Origin of the sequence: Vibrio sp. CAU 1672, from assembly GCF_029223195.1 — a bacterium.
Lineage (GTDB): Bacteria > Pseudomonadota > Gammaproteobacteria > Enterobacterales > Vibrionaceae > Vibrio.
This window is the reverse complement of record NZ_JARHUF010000008.1, coordinates 1-24,154: the sequence shown is the minus strand read 5'-3', so window position 1 is coordinate 24,154 and position 24,154 is coordinate 1. Positions and strand designations below refer to the sequence as shown.

Annotated in this window: 21 protein-coding genes; 12 read left to right on the top strand and 9 right to left on the bottom strand. The window is 47.7% G+C overall.

What is annotated here, in order from left to right; all coding sequences use genetic code 11:
- Window positions 1-15: 15 nt before the first annotated feature.
- Genes rffA through P2G85_RS09385 form a run of 9 tightly spaced genes read left to right on the top strand, consistent with a single transcriptional unit; the run spans window position 16 to window position 9,399 of the window.
- A complete protein-coding gene (rffA, locus tag P2G85_RS09425; protein ID WP_275863850.1) occupies window positions 16-1,155 on the top strand; it encodes a dTDP-4-amino-4,6-dideoxygalactose transaminase in 1,140 nt (379 codons plus the stop codon).
- A gap of 5 nt (window positions 1,156-1,160) precedes the next feature.
- Window positions 1,161-2,279: a hypothetical protein gene (locus P2G85_RS09420; RefSeq protein WP_275863849.1), complete on the top strand. Its 1,119-nt coding sequence runs from the start codon at window positions 1,161-1,163 to the stop codon at window positions 2,277-2,279.
- Window positions 2,280-2,310: 31 nt separating this feature from the next.
- Complete coding sequence (locus P2G85_RS09415; protein ID WP_275863848.1) at window positions 2,311-3,501, top strand: UDP-N-acetylglucosamine 4,6-dehydratase; 1,191 nt, start codon at window positions 2,311-2,313, stop codon at window positions 3,499-3,501.
- Between the two features lie 9 nt (window positions 3,502-3,510).
- Window positions 3,511-4,662 (top strand): LegC family aminotransferase, encoded by a 1,152-nt coding sequence (locus P2G85_RS09410; RefSeq protein WP_275863847.1) that lies wholly within the window; start codon window positions 3,511-3,513, stop codon window positions 4,660-4,662.
- A gap of 16 nt (window positions 4,663-4,678) precedes the next feature.
- On the top strand, window positions 4,679-5,854 hold the full coding sequence (gene neuC / locus P2G85_RS09405) for a UDP-N-acetylglucosamine 2-epimerase (protein ID WP_275863846.1): 1,176 nt from the start codon (window positions 4,679-4,681) through the stop codon (window positions 5,852-5,854).
- A gap of 40 nt (window positions 5,855-5,894) precedes the next feature.
- Window positions 5,895-6,968: an N-acetylneuraminate synthase gene (gene neuB, locus P2G85_RS09400; protein WP_275863845.1), complete on the top strand. Its 1,074-nt coding sequence runs from the start codon at window positions 5,895-5,897 to the stop codon at window positions 6,966-6,968.
- Entirely contained in the window at window positions 6,961-7,614 is a 654-nt protein-coding gene (locus tag P2G85_RS09395) for an acetyltransferase (protein WP_275863844.1), read from the top strand. Before neuB ends, P2G85_RS09395 begins: the two co-directional genes overlap by 8 nt.
- Before the next feature lie 22 nt (window positions 7,615-7,636).
- Window positions 7,637-8,695 carry a nucleotidyltransferase family protein gene (locus P2G85_RS09390; protein ID WP_275863843.1) on the top strand — a complete coding sequence of 353 codons (1,059 nt, stop codon included), beginning with the start codon at window positions 7,637-7,639 and terminating at the stop codon, window positions 8,693-8,695.
- Window positions 8,695-9,399: an acylneuraminate cytidylyltransferase family protein gene (locus tag P2G85_RS09385; protein ID WP_275863842.1), complete on the top strand. Its 705-nt coding sequence runs from the start codon at window positions 8,695-8,697 to the stop codon at window positions 9,397-9,399. Before P2G85_RS09390 ends, P2G85_RS09385 begins: the two co-directional genes overlap by 1 nt.
- Before the next feature lie 63 nt (window positions 9,400-9,462).
- On the opposite strand, the gene P2G85_RS09380 is transcribed toward P2G85_RS09385, so the two are convergent.
- From P2G85_RS09380 to P2G85_RS09340, 9 genes are all read right to left on the bottom strand, one after another.
- Window positions 9,463-10,392 (bottom strand): glycosyltransferase family 52, encoded by a 930-nt coding sequence (locus P2G85_RS09380; protein WP_275863841.1) that lies wholly within the window; start codon window positions 10,390-10,392, stop codon window positions 9,463-9,465.
- A 1-nt stretch (window position 10,393) separates the two neighbouring features.
- On the bottom strand, window positions 10,394-11,662 hold the full coding sequence (gene waaA / locus P2G85_RS09375; RefSeq protein ID WP_275863840.1) for a lipid IV(A) 3-deoxy-D-manno-octulosonic acid transferase: 1,269 nt from the start codon (window positions 11,660-11,662) through the stop codon (window positions 10,394-10,396).
- Window positions 11,656-12,714 carry a lipopolysaccharide heptosyltransferase II gene (gene waaF, locus P2G85_RS09370; RefSeq protein ID WP_275863839.1) on the bottom strand — a complete coding sequence of 353 codons (1,059 nt, stop codon included), beginning with the start codon at window positions 12,712-12,714 and terminating at the stop codon, window positions 11,656-11,658. The genes waaA and waaF overlap by 7 nt, the downstream gene beginning before the upstream one ends.
- On the bottom strand, window positions 12,711-13,700 hold the full coding sequence (lpxM, locus tag P2G85_RS09365; RefSeq protein WP_275863838.1) for a lauroyl-Kdo(2)-lipid IV(A) myristoyltransferase: 990 nt from the start codon (window positions 13,698-13,700) through the stop codon (window positions 12,711-12,713). The genes waaF and lpxM overlap by 4 nt, the downstream gene beginning before the upstream one ends.
- Before the next feature lie 124 nt (window positions 13,701-13,824).
- Window positions 13,825-14,766: an ADP-glyceromanno-heptose 6-epimerase gene (gene rfaD / locus P2G85_RS09360; protein ID WP_275863837.1), complete on the bottom strand. Its 942-nt coding sequence runs from the start codon at window positions 14,764-14,766 to the stop codon at window positions 13,825-13,827.
- Between the two features lie 247 nt (window positions 14,767-15,013).
- On the bottom strand, window positions 15,014-17,206 hold the full coding sequence (locus tag P2G85_RS09355) for a YjbH domain-containing protein (protein ID WP_275863836.1): 2,193 nt from the start codon (window positions 17,204-17,206) through the stop codon (window positions 15,014-15,016).
- Between the two features lie 6 nt (window positions 17,207-17,212).
- On the bottom strand, window positions 17,213-17,797 hold the full coding sequence (locus tag P2G85_RS09350; protein ID WP_345795427.1) for a YjbG polysaccharide synthesis-related protein: 585 nt from the start codon (window positions 17,795-17,797) through the stop codon (window positions 17,213-17,215).
- Window positions 17,798-17,946: 149 nt separating this feature from the next.
- Complete coding sequence (locus tag P2G85_RS09345; RefSeq protein WP_275863989.1) at window positions 17,947-18,621, bottom strand: YjbF family lipoprotein; 675 nt, start codon at window positions 18,619-18,621, stop codon at window positions 17,947-17,949.
- Between the two features lie 68 nt (window positions 18,622-18,689).
- Window positions 18,690-18,914, bottom strand: a complete 225-nt coding sequence (locus P2G85_RS09340; RefSeq protein WP_275863988.1) for a hypothetical protein — start codon at window positions 18,912-18,914, stop codon at window positions 18,690-18,692.
- Window positions 18,915-19,382: 468 nt separating this feature from the next.
- Between P2G85_RS09340 and P2G85_RS09335 the strand changes: the two genes are divergently transcribed.
- The 3 genes from P2G85_RS09335 (at window position 19,383) to P2G85_RS09325 (ending at window position 23,933) form a co-directional block, all read left to right on the top strand.
- A complete protein-coding gene (locus P2G85_RS09335) occupies window positions 19,383-19,901 on the top strand; it encodes an outer membrane beta-barrel protein (RefSeq protein ID WP_275863834.1) in 519 nt (172 codons plus the stop codon).
- A gap of 82 nt (window positions 19,902-19,983) precedes the next feature.
- Complete coding sequence (locus P2G85_RS09330; RefSeq protein WP_275863833.1) at window positions 19,984-22,662, top strand: SLBB domain-containing protein; 2,679 nt, start codon at window positions 19,984-19,986, stop codon at window positions 22,660-22,662.
- Between the two features lie 263 nt (window positions 22,663-22,925).
- Window positions 22,926-23,933 carry a Wzz/FepE/Etk N-terminal domain-containing protein gene (locus P2G85_RS09325; protein ID WP_275863832.1) on the top strand — a complete coding sequence of 336 codons (1,008 nt, stop codon included), beginning with the start codon at window positions 22,926-22,928 and terminating at the stop codon, window positions 23,931-23,933.
- Window positions 23,934-24,154 lie beyond the last annotated feature (221 nt).

Sequence of the window (24,154 nt, the reverse complement as noted above, 5' to 3'; positions counted from 1 at the left end):
TAAGGTAATCGCGTAATGATCCCTTTTAATAAACCTCCTGTTGTTGGTAGTGAAGTTGAGTTCATGAGACAAGCGATTAATAGCGGGAAGTTGAGTGGTGATGGTGAGTTTGGGCAAAGATGCCAGAAATGGTTTGAAGCTCAAACCGGCTGTATCAAGTCTTTACTCACTCCTTCTTGTACCCATGCGCTTGAGCTGGCGGCGTTGCTGATAGATATTCAGCCGGGCGATGAAGTTATCATGCCAAGCTACACGTTTGTCAGTACTGCTAATGCATTTGCCTTGCGTGGTGCAAAGGTAATTTTTGTTGATGTTCGTCCGGACACAATGAATATTGATGAGTCGAAGATAGAAGCTGCCATCACGGCTAGAACAAAAGCTATTGTTCCTGTGCACTATGCGGGTGTGGCATGTGAAATGGACATTATCATGCAGCTTGCCGATCAGTATGGGCTGTGGGTAATAGAAGACGCGGCGCAGGCGGTAATGTCCTCGTACAAGGGGCGTCCTTTGGGAGCCATTGGCCACTTAGCCGCTTACAGTTTTCACGAGACCAAGAACTACACCTCCGGTGGTGAAGGTGGTTTACTACTTATTAATGATCAACGCTTTGTCGAGCGTGCGGAAATCGTTCGTGAAAAAGGCACCAATCGCAGCCAGTTTTTTCGAGGTATGGTCGACAAATACACCTGGGTTGATCTGGGGAGCAGCTTGCTGCCTAGTGAAATACAAGCCGCTTATTTGTGGGCGCAGCTAGAGAATGCCGAACAAATAAATCAAAAGAGATTACAAGACTGGCAGAGATATTATGATGCGTTGATGCCGTATTCGCGTACTCATGGTGTTGAACTACCATCATTATCTGCAGGCTGCCAACATAATGCCCATATGTTTTATCTAAAACTGCGAGATATCAACCAGCGAAGCTATTTTATTAAGCAGTTAAAAGAGAGGGAGGTTTTGTCTGTATTTCATTATGTCCCATTGCACAGTTCACCGGCCGGACGACAGTTTGGTGAGTTTTCGGGTGAAGATCGCTTCACAACCAAAGAAAGTGAGCGTTTAGTGCGACTACCTATGTTTTTTAATCTGACCGAAGATGAGCAAGTTCAGATTATTGAGGTGGTAAAACTCGTGCTAGATGAAATGGAATAGTGGCTATGCAACAGAATGAATTCAGACATGTGTTTTTGGTGTCCAGCAGCGACTATTTTTCTCCCTTGTTTCTTGATGCGCTTATCTGCAAAGCAGGCGTGAATGCTCAGTCATTGTGTGTGGTGGTTTTTGGTATCAATGGTGCTGACGAGACCTTCACTAAGACGGTGGACGGTGTCACTTATTTGGCGTATCAGATAGTCGACAAATCTATTTTTATCAACGCGTTAAGTGTGACTTATTTTTCGTTAAGTGCGCTAAACTCAAAACCGGTTCGCCAGGTACTTGAGCTTAGTCCGACGATGAAGGATAAGGCCTACATGTTTATCACTGATGATGAGGTGGATAGATGGCTGGCGTGCCAGAAAAAACATGGAAATCTGGTTCCCGATCCCCACTTTAATCTCACCCAAGATGATGTTTGGGTATTAAGCCAGCAGTGCCGATTTATTGCGCTTAAAAGTGCTTTTCAAGATAAGCTTGCTCGCGTATTGGGTCATCAAGACTTTTGTGCTGTCGATGCCAGTGTGATCTTTGATACGCTGCCGACCAAGGCTGCTGAAGCTCTGGCGATATCGGTGGCAACGGAATCTTCTAACCGAAAACCAACGATACTGTTAGGGACTAAGCCCAGTGCGTTTAAGTTCCGAGATGTGAAAGCGTTGCTGAATGCGTTTATTGATCGGGGGCTACACACTCGATACAAGTTCATTGTCATGTGGCCGTATAAGCAATGGAAGAAAAGAGTGTTGCTGGAACTGCACCTGTTGTATCTGTGTAAGGTGAAAAAGCAAATACTCGATCTGTCCATCATCACTTCTTTACCGCCACTTGCTTATACAGCGATGATCATGTCTTGTACTCATCTCATTCTTCAATCCAGAGGTGGAGCCAGTAGCGCTCGCCAACTAATGAAGTGGGGGCAGGGGAAAGTCTGCGTTGCTAAGAACAGCCACAATGAGCTGTTTTTTAAAGATGCCCAGGCCATCGACTTGCTGAGCTTTGTAACGTTTGAAGAGCTGGCAGATAACATTGATAAACATATTGATGTCGAGGGCAACGCGGTTAAAATTAATCAGGAAGAACAGCGTTCACTTACCGTCCTGGCTGCGTTGTACAGTTAATCTGAATTCCGAAATTATCTAAGGCTTTGTTATGAGCAACATACTCTCTCTCATCGGTCGTACCGATCCCCTGTTTACCCAAGATATTTCCACGCATGAAGCGGAGTTATCACGAATCGTTTCGGAATCTCGCTTTCTTGTTTTGGGCGGGGCGGGCTCTATTGGCCAGGCCGTCACCAAAGAAATCTTTAAACGTAATCCTAAAAAACTGCATGTTGTTGATATTAGTGAAAACAACATGGTTGAGCTGGTGCGCGATATCCGCAGCTCTTTTGGCTATATTGACGGGGATTTTCAAACCTTTGCTTTAGACATCGGCTCTTTGGAGTACGACGCTTTTATTAAAGCGGATGGTCAGTTTGACTACGTGTTAAACCTGTCGGCCTTAAAACATGTCCGCAGTGAAAAAGACCCGTTTACCTTGATGCGCATGATCGATGTTAACGTGTTTAATACCGATAAAACGATTCAGCAGTCTATTGATGCCGGAGCGAAGAAGTACTTCTGTGTTTCCACCGATAAAGCCGCCAACCCGGTCAATATGATGGGTGCCTCAAAGCGCATTATGGAAATGTTCTTAATGCGTAAGAGTGAGCAGATTGCGATTTCAACCGCACGCTTCGCCAATGTCGCTTTCTCTGATGGTTCGCTACTGCATGGCTTTAACCAGCGCATTCAAAAGCGTCAGCCTATCGTGGCACCGAATGACATCAAACGCTATTTCGTCACACCGCAAGAATCCGGTGAACTGTGCCTGATGTCGTGTATTTTTGGTGAAAACCGCGATATTTTCTTCCCGAAACTGAGTGAAGCGCTGCACCTTATTTCGTTTGCCGACATCGCCGTGAAATACCTGGCCCAACTGGGTTATGAGCCACATTTATGCAGCAGCGAAGATGAAGCCCGTGAGCTGGCAAAAACTTTGCCTCAACAGGGTAAGTGGCCATGCCTGTTTACCGAGAGTGATACCACCGGGGAAAAAGACTTTGAAGAGTTCTTTACCGACAAAGAAACGCTGGATATGGCGCGCTTTGATAACCTGGGTATCATCAAAAATGATCCTTTGTACGAGCAGAAGTTGCTGGAGCTGTTTGAACAACAGATTACCGGGATGAAGACGCAGCGAGCCTGGACTAAAGCGCAGCTGGTTGAGCTGTTTTTCACCATGATTCCTGATTTCGGCCATAAAGAAACGGGTAAATATCTTGATAGCAAGATGTAAGGGAATACGATGAAACCTGAAACCATTGTGGAGTTTGTCCGCGATACCTATCAAAGCCAAGATTTCATTCCTTTACACGCACCGACGTTCACTGGTAATGAAAAAGCCTATGTGAACGAGACGATTGACAGCACCTTCGTTTCCAGTGTGGGTAAGTTCGTCGATGACTTTGAGCACAAAATTGAAGCCTTTACCGGGACTGCCAAGGCGGTAGCCACCGTTAACGGTACGGCTGCATTGCACGCGGCACTTTATATGGCCGGCGTCACGCGTGGTGACCTGGTTATTACTCAGGCCCTAACGTTTGTTGCGACATGTAATGCGCTTTACCATATGGGGGCAGAACCAGTGTTTGTCGATGTCTCGCCGGTCAGCCTCGGTTTGTGTCCGCAGGCGGTCGAGGCCTATCTTGCCGAGCACGCACAAGTGACAGAACAAGGGTGTGTGCATAAAGTTACCGGTCAGCGGATTAAAGCGGTGGTGCCAATGCATACCTTTGGTCACCCGGTTGACCTCGATGAACTCGTGGCCGTTTGCCTCAAATGGCATCTGGTTTTGGTTGAGGATGCCGCTGAAAGCCTGGGTTCCTTCTATAAAGGACAGCACACCGGGACCATTGGCGATTTTGGTGCGGTGAGCTTCAACGGCAACAAAATCATCACCACGGGTGGTGGTGGTATGGTGCTGTGCAAAACGCAGCAGCTAGGCCAGCGCACCAAGCACGTGACCACTACGGCTAAAGTGCCTCACCCTTACGAGTTTTATCATGATGAGGCGGGCTTTAATTACCGTATGCCTAATCTCAACGCTGCATTAGGCTGTGCCCAGATGGAAGTCCTGCCACTATATCTGCAACAAAAAAGAGCGCTGGCGGCTCGTTATCAGGCGTTGTTTGCCGGCAGCGATTTTCAGTTTGTGGTTGAACCGGAGTATGCACAGTCGAACTACTGGTTAAATGCCGTGATCTGTCCGTCTGTGGCTGCTCGTGATGAGTTGTTGAAAAAAACCAATGATGCTGGTGTGATGACCCGGCCAATCTGGCAACTGATGCACCGCTTGCCGATGTTCGCACATGCGTTGCGTGGGGACCTGAGTTGTTCTGAGCGTATTGAGGCACATTTGGTCAACCTACCCAGCACTCCTATCGACCTGAATGGTTAAAGCAGGAACAGATATCATGACGCAGACCCTTAAAAAAGTCGCGGTGTTCACCGGTACAAGGGCAGAATATGGACTGCTCTACTGGCTGCTAAAAGACATCCAAACTGATCCTGATTTGCAGCTGCAGTTGCTCGTGTCCGGTATGCACTTGTCTCCAGAGTTTGGCGAAACCTATCAGCAGATTGAGCGCGATGGCTTTGTCATCGACGAGAAAATTGAGATTTTACTCTCTTCGGATTCGGCCGTTGGTACCGCAAAAAGCATGGGGCTGGGCGTACTTGGCTTTGCCGATGCGTTAGCTCGTTTACAGCCTGACGTGCTGGTGATTTTAGGGGATCGTTTTGAAGCGCTAGCTGCAGCGCAGACCGCTATGATTTTACGTATCCCGATCCTCCATTTACATGGCGGAGAGATCACGGAAGGCGCTTATGATGATGCGATTCGTCATGCGATTACCAAGCTTAGCTATTTACACGGCACTTCAACCGAGCAGTATCGCCAGCGTGTAATCCAGTTAGGCGAAGCTCCTGAGCGGGTGAAAAATGTCGGGGCGATTGGCTTAGATCATTTAAAACGAGCAACCTTCATGAGTGTGGATGAGTTGGCTCAATCTTTGGATTTTAAGCTTGAAAAGCCTTTCTTTGTCGTCACTTACCACCCTGTGACGCTGGGTGAAGAGCAGCCGGAAGCCAGTTTTCAGGCATTATTGGCAGCGCTGGATGAGTTTCCGGATCATCAGGTGATCCTGACCTATCCTAATGCGGATGATGGCGGGCGGCGGATTATTCCGTTGCTGGAGCAGTATGCACAGGATAACCCGCAACGTGTACTGGCGATCCCTTCGCTCGGACAAGTACGTTATTTAAGTGCTGTTAAGCATGCCAGCGCGGTGATCGGTAATTCCTCAAGCGGGGTTATCGAGGTGCCCGCTTTTGACGTGCCGACAGTCAACATCGGAGCCCGGCAAAAAGGCCGTTTGGCGGCAAAAAGTGTCTTAAACTGCCAGCCAAACCGGAGAGATATTGCTCAGGCGATAAGCGCAGCGGTTAACCGTACTTACCAACAGGATAACGAAACCATTCATAACCCATACGGTCAGGGGGATACGAGCGGTCAAGTTATTGAGATGATCAAATCCCTGCGCTTTGAGCGCTGCAAAGCCTTTTTTGACTTGAATGTCGATGATATATAATGACCGTTATACAGACCAATTGACGATAGAAAGAGACCCTATGACGTTAATAATTGCTGAAGCTGGCGTAAACCACAATGGTGATGAACATTTGGCTTTTGAACTGGTTAATGCCGCGCACAGAGCTGGGGCTGACATCGTTAAATTCCAAACCTTTAAAGCCAAAAATCTGGTCACCGCTGAGGCTGAGCAGGCTGAATATCAAGTCGCCAATACTCAGAAACAAGAGTCTCAGTTAGCGATGCTCAGTCGGTTGGAGCTCTCCTATGATGTGCATCATCAGCTGGTCGAGCACTGCCAGTCTCTGGGGATAGAATTTTTGTCGACGGCATTTGATTCGGAAAGCCTGGACTTTCTAGTCCATGATCTCGGTTTAACCCGCCTGAAAATCCCATCCGGTGAAATCACCAATGCACCTTTGGTTCTTGAACATGCCCGGACCGGCTGTGATTTGATTGTATCAACCGGCATGGCGACACTGTCTGAAATTGAATCGGTACTTGGGGTGATTGCCTTTGGTTACACTGCGGATGAAAATGCTTTGCCAAGCGAAGTGGCGTTTCAGGAAGCCTACGCATCTGAGGTCGGGCAAAAAGCCCTTAAGCAAAAAGTGACCATCTTGCATTGTACCACCGAGTATCCGGCCCCGATGGCTGAGATTAACCTCAAGGCGATGGATACGTTAGCCAGAGCATTCGAACTGCCGGCGGGGTACTCGGATCATAGTGAAGGGATCACCATTCCCGTTGCTGCGGTTGCGCGTGGCGCGGTCCTGATTGAAAAACACTTCACTCTGGATAAAAACATGGAAGGCCCGGATCATAAAGCCTCACTGGAGCCGCATGAGCTGGCAGCGATGGTCAGCGCGATCCGCCAGGTTGAAGTCGCGCTGGGGAGCGGGGTCAAAAGCCCGACGGTTTCAGAGGTTAAAAATAAAGCAGTCGCCCGTAAGAGTCTGGTTGCCGCCAGGTCAATCCAGGCCGGTGAAGTGTTCACGGAGGATAACCTGACTATCAAGCGTCCGGGCACGGGGATGTCACCCTACCGTTTTTGGGATTTGCTTGATAAGCCCGCAAGTCGAGTTTATCAGCTTGGAGACCTTATCGTTGAGTAACTCCAACTTGAAGCCGCTGGTGGTGCTTGGTGGTGGTGGTCACGCCAGTGTGCTGGTGGATCTGTTGCGCGCCCAGCAGCGAGAAATACGCGCAGTTATCTGCCCTGATGACTTAGGCGCCCGGGCGGCGTTTGCCGGGCTGACTCATTTTACCGACGATGATGATGTTTTTCAGTTTTCACCTGAAGAGGTGTTGCTGGTCAATGGGATTGGGGCGCTTCCGCAGTCAACCCTGAGACAAAAGCTCAGCGAGTATTTTATCGCGCATGGTTATCGATTCGAAACGGTGGTTGCGCTGAGCGCACAGGTCTCTCCGTATGCAAAACTGGAAGCAGGCGTGCAGGTTTTCCCCAACGCAGTCATCCAGGCTGGTGTTATGATTGGCAGTCATAGCATTATTAACACCGGCGCGATCGTGGAACACGATTGTGTGATTGGTCCGTTCAACCATCTCGCACCACGGGCGACGTTATGTGGCCAGGTCCAAACCGCCGGCAATGTTTATATTGGCGCGGGTGCCACGGTTATTCAAAATATCAATCTAGCGGAAAATGTCGTGGTTGGTGCTGGCGCGGTGATTAACCAGAACGTGTTGCCAAGCCAGGTTTGCTACCCGGGTCGCGTGACATTCAAAAGCTCTAAATAATTACACAAGATATAGGTTTACCATGAGTCATTGTTGGAAAAACGTATTAATTAAACCAACCAGTACACTACGTGATGCATTGGAAATCATTAACAATGAGGCACTGCGTGTCGTATTGGTGGTGGATGATGACGGTGCGTTATTGGGCGTCGTGACTGATGGGGATATCCGTCGTGGTTTGCTCAAGAACCTGCCGTTAACCGCCGATGTCGCGCAAGTGATGAACACCAGCCCACTGACGGCAGACGTGAACACGCCGCGTGAAGATTTGATCGAGGCGATGGAAAACAGAAGTGTTTTATCTATTCCGCTGATAGATAAAGGCAAAGTAGTGGGTTTGGAAACCCTACATGGTGTGCTTCGTCAGCCGACCTATCAAAACCCAGTGTTCCTGATGGCTGGTGGGTTTGGTACTCGTCTGCGTCCTTTAACTGATACCTGCCCCAAACCGATGCTGAAAATCGGCAATAAACCGATTCTGGAAACGGTGATCCACAGCTTCATTAAAGCGGGGTTTGTTAACTTTTATATCTCAACCCACTACATGCCAGAGCAGATCGAAGCGCACTTTGGGGATGGCTCCGAACTGGGGGTCAGCATCCAGTATGTTCATGAGGAATCACCACTTGGTACTGGCGGTGCTTTGGGTTTGTTGCCAAAAGATCTGCCGCAAGACCTGCCGTTAATCATGATGAATGGTGATGTATTAACTAAAGTGGATTTCCGGCGTTTACTTGAATTTCATACAGAAAACCAAGCGGATGCGACCATGTGTGTGCGAGAGTATGACTACCAGATCCCTTATGGTGTGATCAACGGCGAAGGCAACAAAATCACCAGCATGGTCGAAAAGCCGGTTCAGCGCTTTTTTGTCAATGCTGGTATTTACGTCGTATCTCCTCGAGTCGTTCAGTCGGTACCGAAGAACCATCGTATTGATATGCCAACCTTGCTTGAGCAACACATGATTGAACGTGAAAAAGTGTTAATGTTCCCGATTCATGAGTACTGGCTTGATATCGGCCGTATGGACGATTTTAACCGGGCACAAGCGGATATTCATACCTTGGGGATGCTGTAGTGATCGACGGTAAAAAAGTACTTGCCCTGATACCTGCCAGAGGCGGCAGCAAACGCTTACCGAGAAAGAATGTGTTACCACTGCATGGTAAACCACTCATTGGCTGGTCAATTGATGCCGCTTCAAACAGTCGATATGTCGATCAGGTGCTGGTGAGTACCGATGATCAGGAGATTGCCGATGTGGCGGTCGGGCTCGGGGCAGAGGTGCCGGAACTCAGGCCAGCTCATCTGGCTTCAGATACGGCAAAGACGGAAGATGTTCTGGTTTACTCTTTAGAAACGTTGGCCAGTGATGCCGATATTTTGGTTTTACTCCAGCCAACATCACCTTTGCGAACGGCGCAGCATATTGATGAAGCATTAGAGCTCTTTATTGAAAAGCAGGCCGATTCGGTGGTGTCGGTTACCCCTTGTGAGCATTCACCACTGTGGGCCAACACCTTGCCATCAGATGCTTCTATGGGGAGTTTCCTGAAGCCTGAAGCGTTGAATCGCTCGCAGGATCTCGGTGAATTTTACCGTCTTAATGGGGCGGTGTATGTCTTTGATGCTCAAATACTGAAAACGCAAAAACAGATTTGCTACAGTAATCAAACGTTCGCTTACCTCATGGAAAATCGATACTCTTTCGATATCGATACCCAATTGGATTTTGAGTTGGCGGAATTTTTTATGCACAAAAATACCAGTGCTAGCGAATAAGTGAACGGGCCAGAGCCTTCCGATTGGGAAGGCTCTGGCTTATTTTAGTGGGCAGAACAGCGCTTACTTATGATTTCTCGCTTGCCATTGAGATAAGTAGTTGTGTAAGTCTGGCGCCAGCAATTCAATATGAAGGTTATTGTTCACTTCTTTTAGGTTTAAGACCGACGTTGAGCTTAATGTGTAGAGGTTGATATTCTGATCATCCGGCGCGATTAACGCTTCAGCCGGGATGAATTTATCCAGCACCTCACAGGAAAAATGTGCTGCATAGTCGGTGGTTTCTCTTGGGTGGGGTTTGATTACGCTGATCTGGTACTCATCAACGATTTGCTGGTATAGCTTGATTTTCCCTTCTTCTGTGATCAGATCGCTGATAGGCTGGGTGAATAAAATATTCTGGTTGCTCAGAGACTGATGATCATGGGTGAGTACTTTTTTCAGGCTGTGGTTGCGCGTGTAGTCTAAGAGATCCACCACACTGAACGCCGCGACTTTCTTTTGCAGTCTGCGGTCAGCTTGCTCTGGCTTGGAGAGGTAAACGGTTTTGACCTGTTTGCCATAGCCGAGCGGGGACACCACTCTTCCTTTTAACGCCCGCCTGATTCTCTTTTTCAAGGCAATTGGGCCGCCGTAATTACCGGTACCATCTTCCAGTACGGACGCGTTATCGAAATCAAAAAGAAACGCAAAGGTTAGATGGTCATGACCAAAGAACAACTTGCCTTGAATAAACTCCGTCAGGTCATATTTTAGCAAGCCAAACTTATGCAGTAGTGAATCCCAGTTTCTGTTTCTCTTGGTATCAACAATAATGACATTGTCTAAACGGCTTTCTTTCAGCAAGCCTTCAAAGTCTACATGGCTGACAAACAATGTGTTTTTATCCCCTTTATTAATATACAAATAAAGGAACAGAGCAAAAATAGAGTTTACGTAACAAACGTTATTGTAATCAGAAGTGACTCTTTTATACGTAATGATGTTTTTCATTTTATTTCTCTAAGATCATCTTGGCCACATTATTGGCGACGTTGGTATACTTGGACATGAACTCGGCATTTTTTTTCTGCGTGGATTGTGGAGCCGGCTCTTCCGCCAGGTGCTGGCATAGTTTGGCCTGGAGCTCATCCGGGTTTTCCGCGACTTCGCATAGCGAGTGTTGTACCAATAGCTCAACAATCGCCTCAAAATTGAAGTAACTTGGCCCGGTGATCACCGGTACGCCCAGCGCCGCCGGTTCCAGTACATTATGCCCACCAACCTTGTTGCCAATCAGGCTGCCGCCCATAAAGCAGATGTCTGCGGCACCTAACAGTACCAGCATCTCACCCATGGTATCGCCAAGGTACACCTGGACTTCCGGCGTAACCAGCTGCGCGGAGGTGCGTCGGGCTGTGGCAAACCCTTGCTGTTGGCACAATTCAAATACTGAATCAAAGCGCTCAGGATGACGTGGCACCAAGATCAGTAATGCATCAGGGTGGGAGGTTAAAACTTGTTTGTGGGCATTGAGGACTTGCTCGTCTTCGCCTTTGTGGGTGCTGGCTGCGATCCAGACCGGGCGCTCATTTCCCAGCGTGCCACGCAGCGTTTGGCTTTGTGTTTTGACGTCATCTGATATCTGGATATCAAACTTTATTGAGCCGGTGACCTGCAGTTTGTCGCTTGCGACGCCTAAGCGGGCAAAGCGTTCGGCATCGGCATCGGTTTGACACAGCAATTGGGTCAAATTGGGATGCAGCAGATCAAACAGCGGTTGCACTCTGGCGTAGTTGCGGCAGGATTTCTCTGAAAGGCGGGCATTGACCACAGTGATCGGAATGCCAGCCTGGTTGACCGTATGCAGGGTGTTTGGCCACAGTTCGGTTTCAATGATCAGCATCTGTTTCGGCTTGACCGCACGAAGAAACCCTTTTACCGCAAAGCTGAAATCGATCGGCATATAACGGTGCTCGACTAAATCACCTAATTTCGCAATCTGTTCAGCGCCGGTACTGGTCGTAGTGGTGACCAAAATTGGTTGTTCTGGGTTTTGCTTTTTTAGAGCCTTGATCAGGGGCGTTGCTGCAATGCTTTCACCGACGGAAACCGCATGAATCCAGATGGGGCGCTCGCGGGCTTCTGATTTTGGTGTAATCCCGAAGTGCTCTTTCCAGCGCCGACCAAATCTGGGCTTATTCGGCTTACGTTTGTATAAGCCGAATAACAGCAGCGGTGCGGCTAAGGTTAGCAGCAGGGTGTAACAGGCACGGATCAGCATGCGTCTACCGCGATGGCTTCCAGTTTTTGGATACTGGCCAGAACCTGAGAGGGAGCCAGTTCCGTCAGACACTTCAAATGCTGGTATTGGCATTCGCGCTTAAAGCACGGGCGACACTCAATATCGGTATGGACGATTGCCACTTTTTCTGCCAGCGGTGGGGTGTATTTCGGCGATGTTGAGCCGTAGACCGCCACTACATTACAACCGACGGCTGCCGCTACGTGCATCAGGCCGGAATCATTGGCCACCACCGTTTGACATGCCGCCAATAAGTCGACCGCTTCAATCAAGCTGGTTTGCCCGGCTAGTACGTGAATGCGCTGGTGTAAGTTTTCAGGCACCTGCGCTTTAATATTGTTACAGGTCTCAAGATCCTTTTGTGAGCCGAACAGCCAGATGTGGTGACCAGACTGGCTCATCTTGGTTGCGACTTCCGCGTAATGGTGCTCAGGCCATTTTTTTGCCGGGCCAAACTCAGCGCCGGGGCAAAGGCCAAGCACTGGCTCGTCGGTCGATAAAGTAAATTTGTGCAGTGTTTTTTGCTGTGCATCGGGCACAATCGTCAGGCTTGGGCGGGGCAGGGTATCTAATCCACCCAGTGAGGTTGAATCAATCATCTCAGCCTGAGGGTAGGCCAGCGCAACGTAGCGCTCAACCATATATTGGAACGATTTCATGTTCGGGCGCAGATCATTCAGCAGGCCATAGCGCATTTCACCTTTCCAGCCGGTGCGAACAGGAATGTTAGCAAACCAGGGGATTAGGGCAGACTTCGCTGATTTCGGCAATATATAGGCCTGATCGTAGTGCTTTTCTCGCAGTGACTTACCGATTTCACGCCGGCCTAACAGATTGAATTCGCCGTGGCCGATGGGCATGTCAATCGCTTGGTTGACCTCCGGCATCCGTTCCAGAATGGGTTTGCACCACCCTGGCGCAATGACATCAATGATGCAATCCGGATGCTGTTGTTTCAAAGTGGTGTAAAGTGATTGTGACATCACCATATCACCGACCCATGCAGGGCCAATTACAAGGATTTTTTTCATTTTTCAATTCGCCAGTCGGTGTTGTATCGGGGCTTAAACAGGTTGTAGTAGTTGTTACCGTCTTCCTGGGAGTGAAGCAGTTGCAGTACCCACATGTACTGCTCAGGCTGTGCCCCGACGAAGTGTTCAATCGTTCGGTTGCAGGTGCGGGCATCTTGTTCTTCGCCCTGGCCTACTTCGAGGGCCGGTAATATTTCAATCTCGAAGTCGCCATTGTCTGGATTGAGCGCGACAAACAGTGGCAAAACGGTAGATTTGGTCAGTTTTGCGAGCTTGCCTAAACCGGGCAGGGTGGCTTTTCGCGTTGCAAAAAAGTCTACAAAAACACTGCCTTCCGGTCCGTGATCCTGATCGGGAAGATAATAGCCAATGTAGCCCTCTCGGATAGCTTTCAGGTAGGGTTTGATGCCCACCGAGCGCTCATAGATGCGTCCGCCATACTGAATGCGTTGGCGGTGCATCAGCCAGTCGGCTACTTCGTTTTTCTGTTTTTTGGCAAATCCAGTGACCGGCATTCCCATGGACGCCAGCAAAATGGCCGGCACGTCAATCGCCCAGGTGTGAGGGGTCAGGAGGATCACATTTTCATGTTTGTCGACATACTGCTGCAATATCTCCATGCCTTTAATTTTGCAGCGTTTACGTAACCACTGAGAAGATCGCAGGCTTAACAGGCCAAAGCGGAGGAAAAACAACGTGGCGGTGAACAGGGTTTTTTCGATCAGCTTTTCACGCTCAGCAAAGCTCTTTTCAGGGAAGCAGAGTTCAAAGTTCACCCGAGAACGGTGGGCCGGTCCTGTATGCGACTTGGCCATTTTGGCGGCGATGAGTTGGGCTAACCATTTTTGTAGCTTCAGAGGTAGCAGGGTCACGGGTAAAAACAGTATGACACCCAGCCAGGTTCCCCAATGCTTGGGAGCGAGAAACTCGCGTTTAAACTTTGGCTGATAGGCTTTCGGATCGTAGTCGTCGCGTTGAGTGGTCATGAAAAATTTAAATTACCTTACTGGGCGATAAGATCGAGTGCACGATAAATTCAGACGATATTTTGAGGGACAGGATTTTAGGCTACACCGAGGAGAGCCTAAAATCCGTCAGCTAACACTGGATTTACGCGTTGTGGATCGCCATATACTCAGCGACGCCTTCGGCGACAGTCTGGAACTCAACATCACAACCGGTCGCACGCAGCTTGGCCAGATCTGCTTGGGTGAATTCCTGGTACGCGCCTTTTAAGTGCTCAGGGAAAGGAATATATTCGATCTCCCCTTTGCCATGATGGGCGATGACAGCCTTGGCCACTTCATCAAAAGCTTCTGCGCGGCCGGTACCGCAGTTAAAGATGCCGGAAACACCGTGTTGCATAAACCACAGATTGACTTTACATACGTCGCCAACGTAAACGAAATCACGCTTGAACTGGCCGCTGCCTTCAAACAGTTTTGGATTTTCACCGGCCAGGATCTGGTTGTTAAGGTGGAAGGCAACCGATGCCATGCTGCCTTTGTGATCTTCACGCGGGCCGTAGACGTTGAAGTAACGGAAGCCGGTTATTTGAGACAGCTTCTCGCCGTGTTCTTCCGCATCTTGCCACAGGCGGCGCACATAATTGTCGAACTGCTGCTTGGAGTAGCCATAGACGTTTAATGCTCCTTCATGCTCACGCTCTTCGACAAACCTTTCGGTATCCCCATAGGTGGCCGCCGAAGAGGCGTACAGGAATGGGATCTCACGATCCAGGCAGTAGTGCAGCAACTCTTTGGAATACTCATAGTTGTTGAGCATCATGTACTTGCCATCCCATTCAGTGGTTGCAGAGCAGGCACCCTGATGGAAAACCGCTTCAATCGGGCCAAAGTCATCACCGGCCATGATTTGGGTCAGGAAGTCATCGCGATCCATGTAGTCGGTGATGTCCAGATCGACCAAGTTCTTAAACTTTTTACCGTTCTTCAGGTTGTCGACAACCAGAATATCGTTAATACCAATTGCATTGAGTGACTTAACAATGTTGCTGCCGATCATGCCAGCACCACCAGTTACGATGATCATAGAACTTCCACCATAGGTTAAAATTATCCCCGGAATTTTAGCAAGAAACGCATTACGGTGCTATCGGGTGGCAGGAAAAGATAGCGATTGGTGATTCAGAGTTTGCCTGCCAATATTGCGGGGCTAGTGGCGTAAACCAGAATTCTTTACACTTACTGATATCAGTTACCTACGTTTTTCAATAGTAAAAAGGGAGCCTAAGCTCCCTGTATTAATTGCATTGCTACTTCAAGACAGCAATGCATGGTTACTTCAGGTCAGAACGGTTTGGCCTTTGATACCAAGGGTTACGTTGATCGGTCAATTCAATCAGGTTGTATTTCCGTCCCAGCTTTTGCCCCCCATCACGGGTAAGAGGCTGCCAGCTAAAGTTAGCCCGGTTGTTGCTCGGTTTCACCGTCATGATGTCATAAGGGATCGAAATGTAGAACCCCTTGGTGAAGCTGCCTTCGCCAAACTCATCGGCTGACAAATCCGTAAACGAGGCAAAGGCGCCGGCAATCACACCACTCTTGAACTGTTTAGATACATTCACCTGAGTGCCCACATCACCTGCCAGGAACTGTCCTACATCAACCTGAATCATCAAATCTGACAGAAAGCTCCACTGCGGGTAGTAGTAGCCGGAAACAAAGCCGGTGAAACCCTTGTCGATAACTTGGAAAGGCGCACCGTACTCGGGTACATACTGCCATTGTTCATCGTATACCCCGAAATAGCTTTGTGGGTCGCGTTGCGACACCAAGTTTACATCGGCACCGATAGCCCAGTTCGCTCCTTGAGGACGGTACAAGAACTCCGTACCGATACCGGCAAACATGCTTTCCAGATAACCCGCGTAGAATTGCTGATCCATGCTGTTGGAGTAGTTTTGCATCCAGGTTAGCTGCAAATTAGACATGGTCACGTTATGCTCATTCTGATAAGCCCGGAACATAGTGCGCACACGGGGAACGCTGGTGCCGTCTGGTGGAGTTACGTAAATAAACTTGTCGTAATTGTTATACCAGTCCCAGTACAGCGAACCACCCAGTTCCAAATTATCGGTTAACCAGTATGACGCACTGCCACTTAAGCCAAGACTGAATAAATAGAAGTCTTCTGCACTACCCAAAGTTTGTGCCAGCTTAGGTGCAAAGCCCCAGTCAAAACGTTTGAAGCCATCGTATACCGGAGTGCCACCCGGAATGTGGGTTGATTGCAATAGTGCATCCTGAATACTTGGGTTGATGTAGTTCACCTGAGCCACATCAGCATACTTCTCAGCAGAAATCGTGGTTGGCGCTGTCCCCAGGCCTTTATTGCGTTCGCTAATGGAGTACGAGTTGATGCTTTCGGGCAGTTGGTTATACAGCACCGCTGCCGCTTTCTCGTATGCCTCATCCCGATCCCTGTATTTTTTCTGTTCACCTACTACAGCGACCAGGTTATCATCGACAAAAATCTGGTTTGCCTCAATACCGGCGATTTTATCCAGTTCATCACTGACACGTTGCCAGTCGACATCAGAAATATCTTCAGGGTGTTGGTCGGTTACTTCTGGCGTTGGCGTGTCACGCCAGAAAGAGGGCATGCGGTTGAAGTTGGTATACAGGCTCAGCCCGGCAACCAGGGTATCACCGCGCTCATAACTGATGCGCAGGTCGGCCATATCTCCGAGGCGGTATAGAAAACCGATGTTCCACGGTGTATGCGGGGTCATATCAACATTGCCGTCAACCACTGGGAAATCTTCGCTGTAGTTATTGCTGTCATACTCGAGCTTAAAGCGCAGCGGTTCATGTAGGGTCTGATATTCAATACCGCCAAAAAGTGCTGCCGGACCTTTAAAGGCGCGGTCAAAGTTTGTGGTGCCCCCTGTGGATAAAAAATCAGCAGGTCTGGAGCAATATTTATCGGAGAGTTTGCACATGGGGTTAGAAATGTTATTTCGGGTTCCCAAGTATCCCCAGCCCATGCCTAAGGTGATATCAAGAGTACCCAGATGGCGCATGCTATAACGTTTAGTTGCGGCGACAAACTCAGCATCAAACAGCCCTGTGCCAGCGAAATCACGCACACCGACAGAAAGCTCAGGTAGATAGCGTGATTCCTCTAGCAAGCGAATCTTAAAATCTATGCCCTTGTCAGTGTACTCGTTATCAACAGGAAATGATGGATGATAGAGCAGGTCGTGTACTTTTGTGTACCGGATAGTTGTCTCTAACCAAGGCAAAACTTGCAGAGTTACATTATAGAATGAGTATTCGTTGTTGCTGTTGACAGCAAAGTTAAATTCACCTTCGGGAGCCATCCGTCCGGTCGGCATTTGCATAAGGCCGACACCGCCAAAGTCCATTTGTGATGGTTGCAGCGGCGGTGCTTCAAAGGGGATATCCTGTGCCCAAACTAATGTTGGAGTCATCAACGCGAGAGATACACTGTTTTTAATAAGTTTCATGGGTATTTATCTCTGGGTTAGTTTGAGCTGAGCCAGTAGGCTGACAATGTTTTGATCCAGTTCGGATTCGGTATAACGCTCAAAAGGTAGGTACACCATGGTAAGGGGGGGTAAATAGTACTGAGTGGTTAACCATGCCCCGTCGTGTGGCAATACCACTTGACCGTTGGGATAAATAATGACTGGTGATTGGGCTACCCTACCGATAACCGGCTCCAGATTATCGAGCTGTTGGTAAAGTGATACTCCTTGCTGTGACTTTATTTTATGAACAGTGTTGGTGTTACCTAAATAGAACACATATTGGTTCCGTTCTGGTGAGGCCAGCGATAGTGTGCCATGCAATAGCGGGTTATTAAACTTATCTAGGCGTACCTTGTCCAGATCCAGCTCAGACATCAGTCGCGGAGCAAACTGCTGCTGTTTAATGAACTTGTATAATGGGTGTGATACCAAGTTGTGTTGCATCATCTGATTCAACACCGCGTTTTTAAGAGTCTCACTTTGTTGTTTGGCTGTTTTAGATTCATCAAAGAGTGTTGTCGCGATAGGGTAAGACAGCGACAGCCCATTTCCTTGACTGGCTTGCATTATATCTGCTAGGCGAGCTGGAGCATCAAATTGTAATTGCTTGCCAGTGCCAATTAAATTAACGCGCAGCGGGGGCTCGTTTGCCCAAATAGGATAGCTGTTTGTCAGCGTGAGCCAAAACACGCTCAGCAAAAATAGGACTCGATTTTTCATGACTTGCTGTACCCTTTCAGAATCGTTAACTCTATCGGAGTCATGTTTGGCCCCAAAAATTGCACAGTTTTAACTACTTTATTGTTGTCATCGACCCAGTAGGTATTCTCTATATCGGCAGATAGGGTTGGGAAGGAGATGTGCTCACGATAAACGCGCGTCTCTGTTGACGATATTGGTGTAATCACCGTTTCTGCCCCTACGAGTTTTCGGGTTACATTGGCCGGAAAACCGTAGCGATATTGTTGTGGCCAGTCATAGGAGAGTGAAAATGGAGTGTTTAACTCTGAGTACTCCGGTACATCACCATAAACACCAGCTAAATTCTCTTTTTGCAGTCCCAGTGTTTTTACAATCCGGCCATTTTCGGTCACGATCATAGCTTTGTCGGCGCTAACCCATTTTAGCTGAGTGTGGCCCGTTTTTGGATTGGGCTCAGCAAAAGCGAGAACAACAAAAACCTGTTTTTGAGTGCCAATTTTCAAGTAGGCGCTGGCATACGGAACCGCTTCAATTTCTTGCTCTGTTAGTTCGATATCGACATAGTTACTGTAAGCTTCCTGAACCGTTGCAGAAACATCATTAAACTTTTGAGTACAACCTGCGATAAGGCAAAAAACTGGAAGGGCTAACCCAAAGTGCACCAACCTATTGATTCGAGTGCGATCCATTATTTCCTCGTACAAATAAAATCGCCCTGAATAAATCAGGGCGAAATATAAGCAATCTACTGGAGTTCTTACTTAGCTACTGAAGTAGAAGTAGAAGTAGAAGTAGAAGTAGAAGTAGAGTCGCTGTCTGACGCTGCCACCGCTACTACAGTTACCGCTGCTACTGTACCTACAGCCACTGCTGTAGTACCTGTTGCACTTGCTGCAGCAGTACCAGTAGTACCAGCTTCAGATGCTGCGAATGCAGTAGATGCGCTTAGAGCCATAAGAATAGCTAGAGCTGTGTTTTTCATTATTGATCCTTGAATATTCATTTTTCTAACATCGATGTTAGATGCGTCTATGAGACACATCTAGCCATATTTTAGATAAAAAACAGCCTGCATGTAAATAGTTTCGTATTTGTTTGATCTCTATAGTTAAGGGGAATGAAAGCTGACAGGGCGATTTTCCTCCTTGCCGTTTAAACCCAATCCATGCATAATTTGCGAGCTTTTGTACCAGAGAAATTATCTGCAATTATCGGCATTAACACCTCAAAAGTACTGCTTAAAGCAAACGGATTTATAAATAAAATAGGTTGTCGAGATACACAGTTGAACATCTTGCGAACAGTGGCTAACGCGCAATGCCGCAGGGCGGTAGCTTGGCAGAGTACAGGAGAGTACAGGAGAGTACAGGTATGCGTGCCAGCACAATCGTATCGCAAATTTGGATGACTTAATTACGGTTTCAATGAAGCTTTTCTAAGGAACATTTACGTGACAAAACAACGGTTATGGCTAAAAAGGCTTGGTTTGCTAGGTCTTAGTTTATACTCTGTTTCTGCGTCGGCTGATTTTTATGCCGGTGTATTAACGAGTTATTCCAATGCAGAGTACCAAGACACCACCTCATCATCTTTCTCAGAAGGTAATCCTTTCCTGTTACAGGCACAGGCAGGTTATTTCATTAATGACTATGTTGCCGTGGAAGCCCGCTATGGGACCTCAGTAGAACGCTCTGGTGGTTTGGCGGTCGATAGCCTCGCGAGCGGTTTTATCAAGTTCAATATGCCTGTGACCGAGCGTGTTGCCTTGTATGGGCTGACCGGATATTCCAGCCTGACCATCGACAAGCAACAGGCTGGCTCAGGAAAAGACCAAGGCTTTAGCTTTGGTATCGGAATGCACTACGCACTTGATCAAAACAATGCTGTGGTATTCGAATTTGTGGACAGCGTTTCAGAAACGCGAGCTCGCCTTAATGCCATATCACTTGGCTTTCAACATAAATTTTAATTCCGTAGTTTCGTTTGCTGCAATTTGAGCTGCGAAAACTCTCACCTGCACCCTCTCATTCTTATTTTGATAGCGAAATACCATGCTTAAAGCTTACTTCTCCCTTGCCGCTTGTATGCTGGCAAGCGCATTGATGCCAACGGCTGCTTTGGCACAAACTCCGACACCAGAACAAATCCAAATGTTTCAAAGCTTACCAGCCAGCCAACAGCAAGCGCTGGCGAGTAAGTATGGCATTACCCTGCCAAGTTCGTCATCCAAATCTGCGGGTTATGATAATCCGCAGGTCGTTGCGCCTCGCTCTGAGAAGCTTGCTGGTATAGTTGATGAAAATCAGGATGCAACAGGACAGGAGGCCGGTAAAGAGCTAAAACGTTTTGGTCTGGAGCTGTTTGCCGGCTCACCAACCACTTTCGCCCCGATCAGTGATGTCCCTGTCCCGGCTGACTATACCGTAGGAGCAGGGGATGAAATTGTTATTCAGCTGTTTGGTAAAGAGAATACCACCCATCGTCTACGCGTGAACCGCGAGGGAGTGATTAACTTTCCTTCGCTCGGTCCGGTGCAAGTCGCGGGTATGACGTTCTCAGAAGTGCGTGAGTCACTCAGCCAGCGAGTCAAAGAGCAAATGATCGGTGTTCGCAGTGATATTTCACTAGGCGAGCTGCGAACCATGCAAGTGTTTGTTATGGGTGATGCATATAAGCCAGGTGCGTATACGGTGAGTGCCCTGACCACGATTTCACAAGCCATTTACTACAGTGGCGGCTTTGGCGAGGGCGGTGCACTGCGTAATGTTCAACTGAAACGTAACGGTAAGCTTATTCGTCAGTTGGACATGTATGATCTGTTGCTGAAGGGAGATACAAGCAACGATGTGCGTCTTATGTCCGGGGATGTGGTCTTTATCGGCTCGTTGGGGAGTTCCATCTCTATCGGCGGTGAAGTCAACCGACCAGGGATCTATGAAGTTAAGCCGGGTCAGAGTTACCAGCAAGCGATTCAAATGGCCGGAGGGTTCTCTGCCAACGCCTACACTAGTCAGGTTGAAGTTAAACGCTATGCGGTAAAAGGGCACCGTGAAGCGTTGACGCTGAATTTCAGCCAGGCTGGCGATCAGAAGCTTAAGGTTAAGGATGGCGACGTAGTTAATGTGCTGAAGAAGAGCGAAGAGCTGACACGATACGTGCATATTGAAGGTGATGTTCGTCATCCGGGATATGTTGAGTGGCGAGCTGGGCTTAAAGTTGCTGATTTGTTTAAGTCGGTTGATACCGCATTCAAATCGACTGCAGACGTAAACTACGCGGTGGTGGTGCGGGAGATCAACCCGCAGCGCGACATTGAGGTTCAGCAAATCAACCTGGCGAAGGCTATTTTGGAGCCCGCTAGTGAAGATAATCTGGAGCTAAAATCTCGCGACCGACTACTGGTGTTTAACCGTTTCAATAATGAAGATCTGGATGCGGTTGCAGAGCAAGAGGTGGTAACTAAAGCGAAAACGCTGGAGCAAGCCCAAGCCCAAGCCCAAGAAGAGCAGCAAAAACAAGAGCGAGTTCTTGAAAAATCGGTCACGACTAGTTCTGCGCAGTTTGATAAGCAAGGCCGTGCTGCAAAAGATATCTTAGTTTTCCGAGGTAAAGAGTTGACTCGTGAAGAGTTTGAACTTATGAAACAGAGCACACGTCGCTCTTTACTGGCACCAGTATTGTTGCAGTTGCAACAGCAGTCTCGCTTAGGGTTAGCACCACAAATTGCGGAAGTCTTTGGTGAAGTTAAGCATCCCGGTCGTTACCCTATTACAGCGGATATGACGGTATCGACGTTGATAGCCGCCGCCGGTGGTTTGACTTACAACGCCTTTACCATTAATGCCGAATTAGCCCGTACGGCGATCAGCAATCTTGATCAGCGAGCTTACGTCGAAGTGGAACGGATAGACCTGCGTAAAGCGATACGTGGTGATGCAGATGCTATTGCCATTGTGGGGCGTGACCGTTTGAACATTCTGGAAAAGCCCAATGTGAAACTGCAAAGTACGGTAACTCTGCAGGGAGAAGTACGTTTTCCGGGTACCTATACCGTGCGCCAAGGTGAAACCCTGAATGAACTGTTGAAACGAGCCGGCGGCCTGACAGAATTTGCGCACCCGCAAGGAGCGATCTTCACGCGTGAGGCACTGCGCCTGCAAGAGCAGAAGCTGCTAAATCAATACGCAGCAGACATGCGTAAAGAAACAGCGAAGAAAACCTTCCGCGCAGACAGCAATTTAGGATCAGTCATATCTGACCCAGACAAGACATTAGCATTTGTCCAAGAAGCAAGCCGCAGTAAAGCATTAGGCCGAATGGTAGTGCAGCTTAACCGCATCTTACAAGAAGAGCGTTCTGCTGATTTTATGCTCGAGGATGGCGATTTCCTGTTTGTCCCAACCTTCCGCAACACGGTATCCATCATGGGTGAAGTTCAGGTACCAATTACTTACCTGTTAGACAACAAACTCGGTGTGGATGATTACCTCAATAAAGCGGGTGGTGCGAAGAAGCAGGCAGACGAAGATCGTATTTTTGTGGTACGAGCTGATGGTTCGGTTTACAAACCGGCTTCGGGTTACTGGTTTGGCAACAACAAGGAAGAGCTTAAAGCTGGTGATACGATCGTTGTACCAATCGACACAGATTACCGTGATGCTCTGAGTACCTGGACTGCCGCTACACAGATACTTTACCAGACTGGTGTAGCGATTAATGCGTTGAAGTAAGCATACGAAAGCCCTAGAACTCAGAAGATACAGAAGATTAAAATGGAAGAGTAAACATTGCAGAGTGCTTTGTTTACGGAGGAGTTAGCTTAATTCCGACATTACATCGCAAGCCGAGGGGAGGAGAGGAATGTACTTACAACCCGATTGCTGGATGATATTACTCTTCAATTATTAACTGCTGTACAAACGTATTATCAAATTTCACAAATCTCCGAATTTAGAGCTTTGGTACTAAGTTCGGAGCTTAGGATCTAAAACGTATGGAATTACAAAAAGAGCCACATCAACATTACATATCGCCCCCCTCGCAACAACAAACTCATTTTACAGATGGCGAAATTAATCTCCGTGAACTGTTTAAAGCACTCTGGAGAGGGAAATGGGTCATAATTGTCACCACAATTGTTTTTATTGTAGCTTCAGTTGTTTATGCATTGAACTTACCAAATATTTACAAAGCAGATACACTACTTGCTCCAGCGGAAAGCTCAAACGGTGGTGGTTTGGCCAAAATGGCAAGTCAACTGGGTGGGTTAGCTGCGCTTGCTGGTGTAAATATTGGTGGAGGTGAAACATCTCAAACTGATCTTGCGGTACAAGTAATGAAGTCTCGTCAATTTGTTGAAGCTTTTATTAATAAACATGATTTGCTCGTGCCACTTATGGCAGTGAAAGGGTGGGATCTTGCGAATAATAAACTTATTTTGGATGATGAGATTTATGATTCAAACAAAGATATATGGTTACGTGAGCCAAAAGGCTTGCGCGGTGCAAAACCAACTGCCCAGGAAGCATCTGAAGTATTCAATAAAGAGGTGTTGAGTATAAGCCAAGATAAAGAGAGTGGTTTATACACTGTGTCGATAAAACATTACTCACCATACATTGCCCAGCTATGGGTGAATTGGCTGGTTGAAGATATAAATAAAGTGATGCGTGAGCGGACGATTGCAGAAACTTCACAAAACCTTGCTTATTTGAACGCTCAGCTACAAAAAACAGCCGTTGCTGATATGCAAAGCACCTTTTATAAGTTAATTGAAGAGCAAACGAAAAGCTTGATGTTGGCAGAGGTGCAAGAAGAGTTTATTTTCAAAGTTGTAGACCCAGCTGTAGTGCCTGAAATTAAAGATGGTCCTAAGCGTGCACTAATTTGTGTTTTAGGTACGCTACTGGGCGGTGTGTCTGGGATTGCGATTGTGTTAGTCCTATTTGCGTTTCGAAAAGAGGATGATACAGAAACTGTAGTTCTCGAGGCTAAGGCTTAGGTTTTGAATCAGCCTTCTTAGAGTGTATTTGGGGTGATTTGAAAAATTAGAAGAAACGTACAACCACAGAGGGATAGGTAAATTAAGCTGTCTCAAAACAGGGCAAGATCATGAAAAACTCTTGTGGAATAAGGCCTAAGTGAGAGCCTACTTTTACTCATTTCTACAGTGATGTCATAAAAAATGCAATGACTTATGGATCGATTTGACGATCAGTATTA